13 protein-coding genes are annotated in these 13,819 nt (G+C 73.4%); 7 read left to right on the top strand and 6 right to left on the bottom strand.

Translation table 11 applies throughout. The features are described from left to right. Positions 1–42 precede the first annotated feature (42 nt). The 3 genes from AMY39116_RS0310670 (at position 43) to AMY39116_RS0310660 (ending at position 2,344) form a co-directional block, all read left to right on the top strand. A complete protein-coding gene (locus AMY39116_RS0310670) occupies positions 43–768 on the top strand; it encodes a hypothetical protein (protein WP_020417648.1) in 726 nt (241 codons plus the stop codon). Positions 769–1,008: 240 nt separating this feature from the next. Continuing rightward, positions 1,009–1,581, top strand: a complete 573-nt coding sequence (locus tag AMY39116_RS42645; RefSeq protein ID WP_020417647.1) for an RNA polymerase sigma factor — start codon at positions 1,009–1,011, stop codon at positions 1,579–1,581. A gap of 112 nt (positions 1,582–1,693) precedes the next feature. Then, positions 1,694–2,344, top strand: coding sequence for an NADPH-dependent F420 reductase (locus AMY39116_RS0310660; RefSeq protein WP_020417646.1), 651 nt, complete (start codon positions 1,694–1,696; stop codon positions 2,342–2,344). A 5-nt stretch (positions 2,345–2,349) separates the two neighbouring features. Here AMY39116_RS0310660 and AMY39116_RS42640 read toward each other — a convergent pair whose 3' ends face one another. The 3 genes from AMY39116_RS42640 to AMY39116_RS0310645 are packed head-to-tail and all read right to left on the bottom strand — an operon-like array spanning position 2,350 to position 4,708. After that, the gene (locus AMY39116_RS42640; RefSeq protein WP_020417645.1) at positions 2,350–3,060 is read right to left on the bottom strand and encodes a response regulator transcription factor; all 711 of its coding nucleotides are present in this window, start codon (positions 3,058–3,060) and stop codon (positions 2,350–2,352) included. Positions 3,061–3,086: 26 nt separating this feature from the next. After that, entirely contained in the window at positions 3,087–4,073 is a 987-nt protein-coding gene (locus tag AMY39116_RS44660) for a C40 family peptidase (protein WP_157358509.1), read from the bottom strand. A 56-nt stretch (positions 4,074–4,129) separates the two neighbouring features. Further along, entirely contained in the window at positions 4,130–4,708 is a 579-nt protein-coding gene (locus tag AMY39116_RS0310645) for a response regulator transcription factor (RefSeq protein ID WP_020417643.1), read from the bottom strand. 143 nt (positions 4,709–4,851) lie between these two features. Between AMY39116_RS0310645 and AMY39116_RS0310640 the strand changes: the two genes are divergently transcribed. After that, positions 4,852–6,438 carry a LuxR C-terminal-related transcriptional regulator gene (locus tag AMY39116_RS0310640; RefSeq protein ID WP_020417642.1) on the top strand — a complete coding sequence of 529 codons (1,587 nt, stop codon included), beginning with the start codon at positions 4,852–4,854 and terminating at the stop codon, positions 6,436–6,438. 139 nt (positions 6,439–6,577) lie between these two features. Here the strand turns inward: AMY39116_RS0310640 and AMY39116_RS0310635 are convergent, their stop codons facing one another. Continuing rightward, on the bottom strand, positions 6,578–7,645 hold the full coding sequence (locus AMY39116_RS0310635; RefSeq protein ID WP_235716101.1) for a winged helix DNA-binding domain-containing protein: 1,068 nt from the start codon (positions 7,643–7,645) through the stop codon (positions 6,578–6,580). A gap of 35 nt (positions 7,646–7,680) precedes the next feature. Beyond that, complete coding sequence (locus tag AMY39116_RS0310630; protein WP_027935807.1) at positions 7,681–8,325, bottom strand: TetR/AcrR family transcriptional regulator; 645 nt, start codon at positions 8,323–8,325, stop codon at positions 7,681–7,683. Here AMY39116_RS0310630 and AMY39116_RS0310625 point away from each other — a divergent pair. Next, on the top strand, positions 8,305–9,798 hold the full coding sequence (locus tag AMY39116_RS0310625) for an MFS transporter (RefSeq protein ID WP_235716100.1): 1,494 nt from the start codon (positions 8,305–8,307) through the stop codon (positions 9,796–9,798). The two genes, AMY39116_RS0310630 and AMY39116_RS0310625, sit on opposite strands and share 21 nt — an antisense overlap. Before the next feature lie 111 nt (positions 9,799–9,909). On the opposite strand, the gene AMY39116_RS46025 is transcribed toward AMY39116_RS0310625, so the two are convergent. Beyond that, on the bottom strand, positions 9,910–10,080 hold the full coding sequence (locus AMY39116_RS46025; RefSeq protein WP_020417638.1) for a hypothetical protein: 171 nt from the start codon (positions 10,078–10,080) through the stop codon (positions 9,910–9,912). 115 nt (positions 10,081–10,195) lie between these two features. Between AMY39116_RS46025 and AMY39116_RS0310615 the strand changes: the two genes are divergently transcribed. Next, a complete protein-coding gene (locus tag AMY39116_RS0310615) occupies positions 10,196–12,838 on the top strand; it encodes a BTAD domain-containing putative transcriptional regulator (RefSeq protein WP_039791396.1) in 2,643 nt (880 codons plus the stop codon). 70 nt (positions 12,839–12,908) lie between these two features. Continuing rightward, positions 12,909–13,760: a neutral zinc metallopeptidase gene (locus tag AMY39116_RS0310610; RefSeq protein ID WP_027935806.1), complete on the top strand. Its 852-nt coding sequence runs from the start codon at positions 12,909–12,911 to the stop codon at positions 13,758–13,760. The last annotated feature ends 59 nt before the right edge of the window (positions 13,761–13,819 follow it).

The following is a 13,819-nucleotide window of genomic DNA, read 5'->3' as shown; positions in this document are numbered from 1 at the left end:
GACGAGGAACGTGAACGGACCACACAACCGGCGGGAGACGCGGTGTCCGCGGCGGTGACGACCCTCCTGACCCGCTGGCGGGCGCGCTCACACGAACTCGGCTGGCCCGCGGACCTCGACTGGGAGACCGACGCGGCGCCCGCCGTCGTCGAGGCCTGCCTGACCGGCAGCGGCCTGCTCCCCGCGCTGCGCGAACTCGCCGACCAGCGCCTCGGCTCGGCCGCCACGGACAGTGACTTCGAGCGCGACGTCGACGCACTCGCTTCGTGCCTGCCCGGGGCTACGCTGGGGCCCGCCCCCGCGGACCTGGTGGCGGCCGCCGCCCGCGCGGTGCGGGAGATCGTCGCCCGCGACGCACTCCTCGCGCACGGCACCGATCCCGTGACCGGGTTGCGGACCCGCTCCGCCTTCGTGCACGACCTGACCTCGCCCGGCTACGGCGACGTGGACCCGCACGTCGTGGTGGCGCGGTGGGAACCGGCGAAGGCGCCCTGGTCCGCGATGTCGGTGCGGACCACGATCGCCGACCACCTCCGGCCGCACCTCGGCCCCAGTGAATCCGCCGGATCCGTCGGCCCGTGCGACATCGCGGTGCTGGTGACGAGCCCGGAGCGGGCCGAGCAGCTGGGCGAACTCCTCCGCGGCCTGCCGGGAACGCCGACGCTCACGGTGTCGATCGCCGGGTGGCCACGGGGCGCCGATCCCGCGCGGCAGGCCGAATGGCTGCTCGACCTCTTCCCGTCCCTGGTGGACGAACCGCTCATCTGAGCAACTCGCCGAGGTCCCGCGCGCAAAAATGGAGTAGCGTTACCGTTTCGTGATAAGCGCGCGCACGCGGTCGTGCCGTATCGGCTCGCCCAGCACAGCCGTTATCCGTAAAACCCGCCAATCACCCGTTGAGCGGACAGAACGCGAAATGATCCGCTCTCAGTAGTCCGAGTTCACCCAATCGGTTCGCCAAACCTGTAGTTGCATTCTTCACCTGGAAGTGCATTGGAGGAGGGGCTGATGGGTGACACCGCGACGCGGGAGCTGGCCGGCATGTCGGACGACGATCTGCTCGGCGAAGCTCGTGGGGGTGATCGCGAGGCGTTCGCGGTCCTGGTGCACAGACACCAGGCCGCGGTCCTGAGATACGCGTGCTCGGTCGCCCGCTGTCCGGCGGACGCGCAGGACCTGACCGCCGACGCGCTGGTGCGGACGATGCTGGCGCTGGAGGGCGGCGGCGGCCCGGCGACCAACTTCCCCGCCTACCTGCGGACCACGGTCCGCCGCCTGGCCATCGACCTCGGCGCGCGGAACGGACGCGCCGTCGCGGCCGGCCTGTCCCCGGTCGTCGTCGAGCCGAGGACGCCGCCCCTGGACGAGCAACTGGAGGGCGACCGGAACCTGGCGGACGCGTTCGCGGCCCTGCCCGCCCGCTGGCGCCGCGTCCTCTGGATGGTCGAGGTGCTCGGGCACCGCCCCCAGGACGTGGCCGTCGAGCTCGGCATCGCGCCCGCCGCCGCGTGCTCGCTGCTGTGGCGGGCGCGGACGGCGCTGCGGCGGCAATACGAACTCCTCGCGTCCCGCGATTCGTGACCGCCGGATTTCATCACGCGTTTCATCAACCGTCCGCATTGTCCGGACTCCCCGGCGCAGGTATACCGGAAGAGAAAGCGTATTCCCGTCGACGCCACGGAGGACCAACCCGGTGCGGATTTCGGTGCTGGGCAGCGGGATCGTCGGTCGCACCCTGGCCGCGCGGCTGGTCGAGCTCCGGCACCGCGTCGTGATCGGGAGCCGCGACCCCGGGCAGCCGCACATCACCAGATGGGTCCGCGCGGCGGGCGAACTGGCACGGGCCGGCACCTACGCGGAGGCGGCGCGATCAGCGTCGATCGTGGTCAACGCCACCGCCGGAACGGCCACTGTGGACGCTCTGCGCGCGGCAGGCGAGGCCGAACTCGCCGGCAAGGTGCTGATCGACGTGGCGAACCCGGTCAGCGACCCGGCGGCGGACCCGCCCCCGATGCGGACCGGCGAGCGCAGCCTCGGCGAGGAGATCCAGGCGTTGTTCCCGCAGACCAGGGTGGTCAAGGCGCTGAACACGGTGAGCCCGTCGGTGATGGTGAACCCCAAGCGCGTGCCCGGCGGGCACGTCGCGTTCCTCGCCGGCGACAGCAGGCAGGCCAAGACGATGGTGACCGGCCTGCTGCGTGAGTTCGGCTGGCCCGCGGACGCGATCGTCGACCTCGGCGACATCACCGGCGCCCGGTCGATGGAGATGCTGTTCCCGCTGCGGCAGCGGCTGAGCAGGTCCCTCGGGCACACCAACTTCAACCTCGGGGTCCTGCACGCCTGACGGCGCTAGGACGCCTGCCGCCGCTCGGCGTCGGGCTGCCCGGGCACGACGAGCAACCCCGCCCGGAACGCCAGGGCGACGGCGTGGGTGCGGTCCCGCGCGGCGAGCTTGCGCAGCACCCCGCGGACGTGGGTCCGGATCGTCTCCACCGACAGCAGCAGGCTCGCCGCGATCTGCGTGGTGCTGAGCCCTTCGGCGATGAGCTGCAGCACCTGGTACTCGCGCCCGCTCAGGGCGGGTCGCGGCGCGACCGGAAGTGGCTCCTCCCCCGCGATCTCCCGCGGCAACAGCAATCCCCGCAGCTGCCCGTCGACGTGGATCTGCCGGGTCGCTGCGGAGATCGCCTCGGTGATGCGCAACGGGTCGGCCGCGCGCGCGACCACCCCGCGCGCCCCCGCGCGCAGCAACTCGCCGAGGTGGGCGCGGTTCAACTGGCCGGGTTCCAGCAGCACCACCACCGCGACCGTGTTCCGCACCCCGGTCAGCAGCGGGATGAGCTGTGGCTGGCGGTTCACGCCCGCCCCGAGCAGGACGACGTCGGGGTGCGCGTGCTCGACCAGGCGGAGCAGGTCCGGCGCGGTGCCCGCGTGCCCGGCCCAGCGCATCGTGGTGCTGCGCCGGACCAGCGCGAAGAGCCCCTCGCGGAAGAGCGGAAGCGAGTCCGCCACCGCGACCCGGATGCCGGCTCTGCCGTGGACGGCGGAAGTCGTGGACAAGGTTGTTCCTCCTCTGGTTGCGGTTGTCAGCGCAGCAGCCGCCGGATCCCGGTGACCGGGCCGATCGCGTCGATGTCCGCGATCCGGACCGGCTCACCGGGGCGGGACGCGTGCACCGCACGCGACCCGTCGATCGCGACGGCGACGTGGCTGACGGGCTGGTAGTAGAAGACGAGATCGCCGGGGCGCACCTGGTCCCGCGGCACGGGGACACCCACCTCCGCCTGCGCTGCGCTCGTGCGCGGCACGGCCAGGCCGGCGGACCGGAACGCGGCCAGCACGAGGCCCGAACAGTCGTAGCTGCCGGGCCCCTCGGCGCCCCACACGTACGGTTTGCCGAGCTGCGCCAACGCGAACCGCACCACGCTCCCGGCGTCGCCCTCGCCAGCCGGTGGTACCACGTTCCCGCCGTCGCGCTCGGCGACCGGCGGCGGCGCGTCCACCCGGCGCTGGGCGTCCTGGACGCCGCGAAGGGCGGCGTCGCGCCGTGCTCCGGCGGCCGCGAGCGCATCGGCGGCCGCGGTGCGGGCAGCTTCGGCCTGTGCCAGGGCATCCGCGGACGTGGTGACCGCGGACTCGGCCTGGCGCACGGATTCGTCGGCCGCCCGCACCTCGGCGAACTGGTCGGCGGCGACGAAATCGAGCAGGGGCAGGGCGGCCCGGTAGTCCAGTGGCGCGCGGTTGTCCAGCACCGCGAACTCCCGGCCGCGGCGGAACTCCGCGGAGACCCCGGAGTAGAAACCGGCCACGCGTGACCGGGCCGCCACGGCGGCGGACCGCGCCGCGCGCAACGCCTCGCCGGTGGACCCGCTGCCTGCCCGTGCGGCCGACAGGTTCCGCTCAGCCGCGGCGAGTTCGGCTTCCTTGCCGCTCACTTCGCTCTGCACGGCGGCGAGTTCGTCCTGGGCGCGCCGGAGTTCCTGGTACGCACTGTCCACGTCGAGTCCCGGTGCGGCCAGTGCCGGCGCGGCCCCGAGCACGGCCGTCAGCCACACCACGACCAGCAGCGTCATCCTGACCACACCGAACAGACCGGCCGGCGCGGCGGAACCTGACGCGCAGCGGCGGATCAGGGCGGGAAAAGACCGGCCCGGATCGCGAGCGCCACCGCGTGCGCCCGCGACGACGCGCGCAACTTCGTCTTCGCCGTGCGCAGGGCGGATCGGGCGGCGGCAGGGGTGAGACCGAGTTCGGCCGCGGTCTCCTCCGCCGTCATCCCGCGCGCGGCGCACTCCAGGACCGCGATCTCCTGCGCCGTCAGGCCGGTCACCCGGTTGCCGGGCGTCCGGGCCACCGCGGCGACCTCGGCGAGCGCGCCGAGCACGTTGCCCGGCAAACCGTTGCGGAGCAACGCCCAGCTGATGACGCCGTCCACGCCGGGCGGCGGTGGTGCGTCCTCGGCCAGCAGCAGCACGACCGCGGACGGCGCCGCCGCGCGGATCTCGCGGCACAGCGCGGGCACGTCGTCCACTTCGCCGTCGACGATCACGATGTCCGGATCGGACTGTCGCACCGCGCGGAGACCCGCGACACTCGTGTTCGCGATCTCCCACCGCGGCGCCGGGCCTCCCGGCTGGGCCGACCGCAGCGCCCGCGCGCGAGCCGGGTCCTCCCCGACGTACATCGCGACGAGGGCGGCCGCGGGCATCCACCAACTCCTGTGTGTCTTCAAACCGGTGACCCGAGACTAGTTGATCTTGTGCGCACCGAGCGGGTGAACCGCAAGGACACTGTCAGTAGCAGTAAGCGCTTCCAGACGAACGCTCTTCCGCGGTGGTTACTATCCGAGAAGTGCACGACGGCAGCTCGCTCGACGAGTTCCCCGCAGAACTGCGCCGGATCGTCGGCGCGCAGGACTGGGACGAGCTGGAGGACTTTTGCGACCGGCACTGGCTGGCGTTGCCCGCGGACCTGGCCGCGACGCTCGTCGCCGCGCTCGGGTCGATCCCGCCCGAAGTCCTGCACGGCAGGCCGCGGCTGGTGATCGCGTGGCTCACCAACGCCCACGCGCTGGCCGGCCCCGCGGACGCGGAACTGCGCGCGTTCCTCCGGCGCTACATGGAAGTGGGTGCGCGGATGGCCAACGAGTTCGACCTGACCGCGGACGTCCCGCCCGCCACGCTGATCGCGCTGGGCACCGCGAAGCTCGTCCAGTTGCGGGGGCAGGGCAGCCTGGACGAGGCGGATGAGCTCGGCGAGCAGCTCGCGCGGCGGGTGGACGAACTCCGCCCGCTGCCGCGGGAACGGTCGACCTTGCGGCCCGGATGGCTTGCGCTGCAACGAGGTCTGACCCGGTCGCTGGCCGGTGACCTGGACGGCGCCACCGCCCTCTACCAGCTGGCGCACGAGCAGGCGCGGGCCGAGCCGCTCACGCACTTCGCCGGGATCAACGCCGCGGCTAACCTGGCCATGGTGTTCGCGCACCAGGGCCAGCAGGAGGCGGCCGCCCGCTGGATCAAGACGATGCGGTCGTACCCGCCGCCGATGCCGTCGGTCGCCTTCCTCGGCACCGTCGGGGCGACGATCGCCGAGGGCTGGCTCGCGCTCGACCGGCACGACCGGGACGGCGTGGCGGCCGCGCTCGCGGTGACCGGCGACGGCACCAAACCGATCGAGGTGTGGCCGTTCGTCGCGGCCATGGTCGGCGCGGCCGCGCTGCACTTCGGTGATCCGGCGGACGGGCTCGACCAGCTCGAGCGGATTCGGATCAGCAGGCAGGCCACCGCCGGGCCGGGCATCGCGCAGCAGGTGCTGGACCGCGCCAGGGCCGACCTGCTGATCGCCGCCGGACAGGGAAACCGCGCGCTGCGGATGCTCCGGCGCGAAACGGCCGCGGTGCCGGCTTGGCTGGCGGTCCCGTCGGCCCGGCTGCACCTGCTGGCGGGCGACCACCGGCAGGCCAGGGCGATCGCCGCGCGCAGCGTGTGGGACGCGGGCACGCCGCGCCGCGACAAGGCGCAGCTGCTGCTCGTGCACGCCGTGGCCGCGCTCCGGATGGGTGACCGGGAAGCCGCCCGCGGCGCCGTCCGGATGCTGTCCTCGGTCCGCGAGCCGGACGAGGTGGCGTCCCTGGCGACGCTGCCCGCGGCCGAACGCGCGGAACTCCTCGGCGAGATCGAGCTGACGGAGACCGCCGCCGCGCGCCTGGACCACGCGCGCCCGGTTTTTCCGGAGCGGATCGACCTGGTGGCGCTGACCAACCGCGAGCACCGGGTCCTGACCGAGCTGGCGCAGGGCCACTCGCCGCAGGAGATCGCCCGCAGCCTGGTCGTCTCCGTGGCGACGGTCCGCTCCCAGTTGCAGAGCGTCTACCGGAAGCTGGGCGCCTCGAACCGGGACGAGGCGATCATGCGCACGTACGAGCTGGGCCTGCTCTGAGCCGGGGTGGCACACGCTCGCCGGGAACACCGCCCGTCCCACCCCCTTCGACCCCAGAGCCGGACGGCGTCCGCCGGCGAGCTTCGCGGCCCCCCGCACCACTCAGACCGGGCAGGGGCCGCGGACATGACGCGGTGGGTCAGGGAGTTCGGCCGTCGCCGGCGAGGAACGCGGTGAGGTGCCGGGCCTCGTCGTCGACGGCGATCCGCTCGGCGCGGGTGAAGCGGCGCAGCGGGGTGACGGTCACGGTGTCCGCTTCGACGGTCCAGGTGGCGGCGACGCGGCCGTCGACCAGCACGACGCGCTCACCGGCCACCGAGAGGTTGCGGTGGGCGTCGTCGATGATGCGGGCGCGGTCCTGGTAGCCGAGGATCGCGTTGTCGAACGCGGGCAGGAACCGGATCGGGGCGGATGTGCCGGGGTCGGGGCGCGGTGCGTCGGGCAGGTCGAGGAGTTCGCGGCCGTGTTCGTCGCGGAAGGCGACCAGTTCGTCGCGGATGGCGGCCACCGCGGCGGGCAGCCCGGCGAGGCCGCTCCAGGCGCGCAGGTCGGCCACGGTGGCCGGGCCGAAGGCGGCCAGGTAGCGGCGCGCGAGCGCCTGCCCGGCGGGATCCGCGCCGTCCTCGGGGAGCGGCTCGACGTCGCGTCCCAGCCACGAGGACAGCCGGACGTTCTGGACGCCCGCCTTGGCGCGCCACAGCCCCCGGGGTGGCACCTGCACCGTCGGCACGAGGGCGGCGATCGCGAGTTCGCCCAGCGGGCGTGGCCCCGCGGACGGCCAGCGCCCGGCGAGCGCCCGCCCGATGTCGGCCATGGTGCACGGCTCGTCACGGGCCAGCTCCGCCCGCGCCGCCGCGGCCACTTCGCCGGGGTCCACGCCGTCCAGCTCGCGCCGGTAGACGCCGAACACCCGCTGGCGCAGCATCGCCTCGTGGCGGCTCCGCCAGGCCACGACGTCGTCCGCCGTGACGAGGTGAATGGTGCGGCGCATGAGGTGCGTGCGGACGACCCGCCTGCCGGTCAGCAGCTCGTCGAGGGCGGCCGGCTGGAACCCCCGAAGCCGCGACCACAGCCCGACGAACGGTTCCTGGGGCTCCTGGGCCTGCAACCCGCACAGGTGGGAGACCGCGTCCACGACCGGCAGATCGGCCCGCTCGAGGAGCAACTGGCGAGCCAACGCCGCCCGGTTGAGGGCCCTGCTGTCCATAGTGGTCACGGTGCCCATGGTCGCAGGGGAAGCGGTCAGGTGGTGTCCTCTTTCCGGGCTGCTGGGTGCAGATCGCCTGCTGTCGCGGGCAGGAACAGGCGGTCGAGGTGGTAGGCCAGGATCGCGTGGGCGTCGTCGGTGCTGCGCTGGCCGACCAGCACGCTGGTCCCCAGTCCGTGGCTGAGCGCCAGCAGTCTCGCGGCTTCCGCGCGGTGGTCCCTGCCGGGGTGTAGTTCACCCCGGGTGGCGGCGTCGGCCAGGATGTCGGCGAGTTCGCGTTCGCGCCGGTTGGGGCCGTCGACGAACGGGTGCGCGGCGAGGTCCGGGTCGGTCATGGCCAGCACCGCGTACGAGGTCCATACCAGGTGGTGCGCGCGGCTCTCGGCATCGGTCGGCAGCGCCTCGGCGAGGAAGCCTTCTGCGATTGCCCGCGTCGACGACTGGGCATCCCGCGTCCTCTCTCGCCAGCGTTCGACGCTGCGCCGTTCGAGGTGTTCAAGCGTGCCGTGCAACAGTTCGGCCTTGGTGTCGAAGTAGTACTGCACCAGGCTGACCGACACCCCGGCTTCTGCGGCGACCGTGCGCATCGTGACCGCGTGCAGCCCCTCGCGCGCCGCGACCCGGACCAGCGCCTCGGCGATCTGCGCGCGGCGTTCGGCGTGATCGACGATCTTCGGCACCACTTCCTCCGCTCGGTCTTTATAGTACGCATGTATATAATACGCTTGTACAGTAAAGGGGTCGACGTGGGGTCCGACGAGGCGAAAACCCGGGGCAGAGCGCTGCTGGCGTTGTCGTGTGCGGCGCAGTTCATGGTGGTGCTCGACGTCTCGGTGGTGAATGTCGCGCTGCCGTCCATCCAGTCCGCACTCGGGTTCAACGCTGCGGACTTGCCGTGGGTGTTCAACGCCTATGCCGTGGTCTTCGCCGGGTTTCTGCTGCTCGGCGGCCGACTCGCCGACGTCTGGGGACGGCGCCGGACCTTCCTGGGCGGCCTCGCCCTGTTCACCGCGGCCAGCCTGGCCGGGGGCGTCGCCGGCACGGCGGGGCTGCTCACGGCGGCGCGGGCGGTGCAGGGACTCGGCGCGGCGGTGCTCGCCCCGGCGACGCTGACCGTGCTGATGGCGGCGTTCCCCGAGGGCGCCCGGCGGACGCGGGCGCTGGCCGTGTGGACGGCGGTCGGGATAGCCGGCGGCACGGCGGGCAATCTGCTCGGCGGCGCGCTGACCGAGTTCCTGACGTGGCGGTCGACGTTGCTGATCAACGTCCCGGTCGGGGCGCTGGCCCTGGTCGCCGCGGTGAAGCTGCTGCCCGCGGATACCGGCCGGGCGTCGCGGCCGCGCCTGGACGTTCCCGGTGCCGTCGCCGTCACCGTCGGCCTGGGCGCGCTGAGCTACGGCGTCAGCCGGTCCGCGGACGGCGGCGGCCACGGGCTCGCGATCGCCGCCGTCGGAATCGGTATCACGGCATTGACGGCGTTCGTCCTGATCGAGTGGCGGGCCGCGGGGACACCGTTGATTCCGCTGCGGCTGTTCACCAGTCGCGCGATCCTGGTCGGCAATGCCGTGATGCTGCTAACCGGGGCGTGCCTGAACCCGATGTGGTACTTCCTCGCGCTGTCCATGCAGAACGTGCTGCACTACAGCGCTGTGCAGACCGGACTCGGTTTCCTGCCGCACACGCTGCTGAGCATCGCCGTCGGCACGTGGCTTACGCCGTGGCTCATGCGGTTCGTCCGGCACCAGCTGCTCATCGTCGGCGGCGCGCTCCTGGCCGCAGCCGGCTTCGGGTGGCAGAGCGCGCTCACTCCCGGCAGCGGCTACCTCGTCGGCATCGCCGGACCGGCGATCCTGATCGCGCTCGGCTCCGGCCTGCTCAACACCCCGCTGACCACCACCGTCACCGCCGGAATCGACCCGGCCGACGCGGGTGCCGCCTCGGGATTGATGAACACCACGAAACAGGCCGGCGCCGCCCTCGGTCTCGCCGTGCTCGTCGCGGCGACCGGCACGACGGCCACCACGCCTGAGCAGTTGGCCGCTGCGTACGGCCACGCGTTCCTGCTCATCGCGGCCATTCTGACGGCGGCTGCCGCGGTTGCCTTCGCGCTTCCCGGACGAGCCCGGCAGCTTGCGTCAACGAGCTCCTCGTAGCGGCTCAGGCGTCCGTCGGAGCACGACGCCGCTCGCCGCGACGACCGCGACGAGCCGGGTAGGGCGCCGGGCTGGTGCCTCCCTCTGCGCAGCACCAGCCCGGCGACCAGGTCAATCACTCCACGGGTGCCCGGCGACCACCGAGTTACTCCACGGGTGCCCGGCGACCACCGAGTTGTTCCAGTCGTGCCCCGCCACCACGGAGTCGTTCCAGTCGTGCCCGGCGACCGCGACGAAAGCCGCCGCCGCCAGAACCGCCGTGACGATGCCCTTGATGCGCATGCCTTCCCCCTGACGAGTCGAGGTAACTGTCCCGCGCAGCGTCCCGCCACCGTGCATCACATCTGCATCACGGGCGCCCCGGCCGCCGCCGGCGAGTGGTTGTCTGGACCGCGCCATGGATTTTCGGGTACTGGGGCCGGTCCAGGTGCTGGCCGGAGACCGCCCGGTGCGGGTGTCGGGGCCGCGGCAGGAACGCGTCCTCGCCGCGCTGGTCCTCGACGCCGGCCACGTCGTCCCCGTGTCGCGGCTGGTCGAGGTGGTCTGGGACGGCGATCCCCCGGCGACCGCGGTGCGCCAGGTCCGCAACGTCACCTCGGCGCTGCGCCGCGCGCTCGTCGCGGCCGGGTTCCCCGACGACGTCCTCACCGCCACCGGCCCGGGGTTCGTCCTGAACCCGCCGGACAGCGACCTGGCGCGCTTCGAACGGCACGCCGCGGCCGAGGAGTACCGGGAGGCCCTGGCGTGCTGGCGCGGCCCGGCACTGGCGGGCGTCACCAGCCACGCCCTCGCCGGCGAAGTCGCCCGGCTGGAGGAAAAACGGCTGACGATCCTGGAAGCGCACCTGGCCCGTGCGGGCGACATCGCGGAACTGACCGCCGCGGTCGCCCAGCACCCGCTGCGCGAAGGGCTCGCCGCGTTGCTCATCCAGGCGTTGTGGCGGCAGGGACGCACCGCCGACGCCCTGCTCACCTACCGGCGCACCCGGGACCGGCTGGCCGCCGAACTCGGCGTCGAACCCGGACCGGCCCTGCGCGCCCTGCACGCGCGGATCCAGCGGGACGGCAGCGCGTGCTACCTGCCCTACCGGACGCCCGACTTCACCGGCCGCAGGCGCGAGCTCGACCTCGTGCTCGGCGCCTTGCACGGCGGGAACGTCGTGCTCGTCCACGGGATGGCGGGCGTGGGCAAAACGGCTCTCTCGGTGCACGCCGCGCACCGGGCCGCTTCCCGCTTCCCCGACGGCCAGTTGTTCGTCGACCTCCACGGCTACTCGCCGGGCCGGGACCCACTGGATCCCGCGGCCGCGTTGTCGTCCCTGCTGCTCCAGGTCGGCGTCCCGGCGCCGCAGCACCCGGGCAGCCTCGACGACCGCGCCGCGTTGTGGCGGGCACGCACCTCCGGCCGGGCGCTGCTGGTCCTGCTCGACAACGCCGCCGGGGCGCACCACCTCCTGCCGCTGCTCCCGGGGTCGGCGTCCGTCGCGGTCCTCGCCACCAGCCGGCGCCGCCTCACCGCGGTCGACGGCGCGGTGCCGGTGCCGCTCGACGTCCTGCCCGAAACCGACGCCGCCGCGCTGTTCACCGCGGTCTCCGGACGACGCGACCACGGCGTGGCCCGGCTGTGCGGCGGGCTCCCCCTGGCGATCCGGATCGCCGCGTCCCGCGTGCGCCACCAACCCGGCCGGGCCGCCGAACGCCTGGCCGGCCGGCGATCGAGGCTCCGCGAGCTGCGCACCACCGACCGCGACATCGCGGCGGCGTTCGCACTGTCCTATCGCGACCTCGGCGAACCCCAGCGGTACCTGTTCCGCGTCCTCGGCATCCACCCGGGCCCGCTCGTCACCCCGGACGCCGCCGCGGCGCTGACCGGGCTCCCGGACACCGAACGCCTGCTGGACGACCTGTGCGACGCCCACCTGCTGAGCCGCCCGCACCCGGACGGGTACACGTTCCACGACCTGCTGGCCGAGTACGCCCGCGACCTCGTCCGGCCCGGGGAAGCGAGGGCCGCGCGGGACCGGTTGCTCGGCTACTACCGCGACGGCGGCGACACCGCGTGGCACGCCCGGGAACGCCCGAACCTGCGCGCGGTGGCCGAGTTCGCGCTCGCGCAGCGGTGTGAGGTCCACGCGTGGCGGATCGCCGACCACGCCGCCCAGTTCCTGCGTGTCCGGGGGCACCGGGACGACTTCGCCGCCGTGGCCCGCGCCGGGTTCGCGGCCGCGGAACGTCTCGGGGACACCGAGGCGTTGCTGCGCAGTCTCGACAACCTCGCCAACGCCCAGTGGGACAGCGGTGACCTCGACGCGGCGATGAGCACGACGCGACGACGTCTCCGGCTGGCCGTCGACGATCCGGCGGCCCAGGCGAGCGCGCTGTCCCGGATCGGCACGCTGCACGGCATGCGGGGCGACTACCGGACGGCGATCACGTACTACCGGCAGGCTCTCGACGTGCCGGCCGACGAGCGCCTCACCGCGCTGGTGCTGGGCAACCTCAGCCACGCGCAGGAGATCCTCGGCGACTTCGCCGATGCGCTCACCTCGATCTCCCAGGCCCGTGACCTGCGCGAACGCACCGACGACCGGCACGGTTCGGTGCTCAGCGACGCGCAGTACGCCCACGTCCTCGCCCGGCTGGGACGGACGCGCGACGCCGTCGGAACCGCGTCCGAGGCCGTCGCGAGGGCAGTGCGGCTCGGCTACCCGTTCGGCGAAGCGTGGGCGCGCACGGACCTCGCGGACGTGCTGCTCGCCGCGAACCGGCCCGCCGAAGCCCGCGAGCACGCCGGACGCGCCCGTGACCTGCTGATGCACCTCGACCACCCCCTCCTGCTCGCCATGGCGGCCAACAGCCTGGGCGACGCGCACCACGCGCTCGGCGAGACAGCACTCGCGCGCGAGTGCTACCGCCTGGCGCGGGAAACCGCCACGCGGGTCGGCTACCGGCGCGAGCGGGAGCGGGCAGAGCACGGTCTCGCACGTGATCTCGGCGATACCGGCGTAACGGAACGCGGCCGTCGGCGACGAAGGCGGTGAATCGTGTCCGGCGCTCTACCGAGGGGGTGTGCTCGTGTCCGCATGGTTCCCCTCGCGCGCCAGAAGACGCGTGTGGACACTCGTGACGGCCATCGCGGTCCTCGCCGCGGGGCTGCCCGACCTCGACTGGATCAACATCGGCGCGAACCCCGTGGGCGAGGTGGCGAAGGCGCGATCGGTCAGCCGGCTCCTGCAGCCGGAGGTGGGCGCACCGCCCCGGATGACCCGGCTCGCCGGGCACCCGCTGCTCGCCCACGACGTCAAGCTCGCCGACGTCACCTGCAAGCTCCCGCCGTTCGACACCCCGCCCGAACCGCTGCAGGCCTACTACGAGGCCGCGGTCGGGTGCATGGAAGCGGCCTGGGCGCCGGTGTTCGCCGCGCTCCGCGTGCCGATCCGGCCCGTCACGATCAACGGGGCGGACGACATCCCGCGCAACCTCTGCGGGCGGCCGTCCGCGGACGAGGCGGCCGCGATGTACTGCTCCGCGAACACCACGATCTACATGCCGCGCAGCCGCGTGCTGGTCCCCGGCGGCGACGCGCGGTACCAGCGGGCCGTGGTGCTGCCGATCCTCGCCCACGAGTACGGGCACCACATCCAGTACCTCAGCGGCATGCTCCGGGCGGCCGAGCGGGCGCAGGACGACGCAGGCCACGGTTCCGCGGCCGCGCTGGAGACGACCCGCCGCGTCGAACTCCAGGCGACGTGCTTCGCCGGCCTGTTCCTCGGTGACGCCGCACGCGGCGGATCGATCACGAAATCCGCCGCGGAAGAGATGATGGACACCTTCCACACCACCCTCAGCAGCGAAACGCACGGCTCGCGATTGAACCAAGCCGACTGGGCGGACCGCGGCCACCGGACCAACGCCACCGCCCAGTGCGACACGTGGACCGCCCCGGCCGACGACGTGGGCTAGTTCCCCAGTGCACGCTGGGAAGTTCCCCGAAGGCGCGAACGGGCGGTCTCAACCTGCAC

The organism is Amycolatopsis sp. ATCC 39116 (genome assembly GCF_000231075.2).
Taxonomy (GTDB): domain Bacteria; phylum Actinomycetota; class Actinomycetes; order Mycobacteriales; family Pseudonocardiaceae; genus Amycolatopsis_E; species Amycolatopsis_E tucumanensis.
The sequence above is the reverse complement of the archived record's forward strand: the minus strand, read 5'-3'. Positions and strand labels throughout refer to the sequence as shown.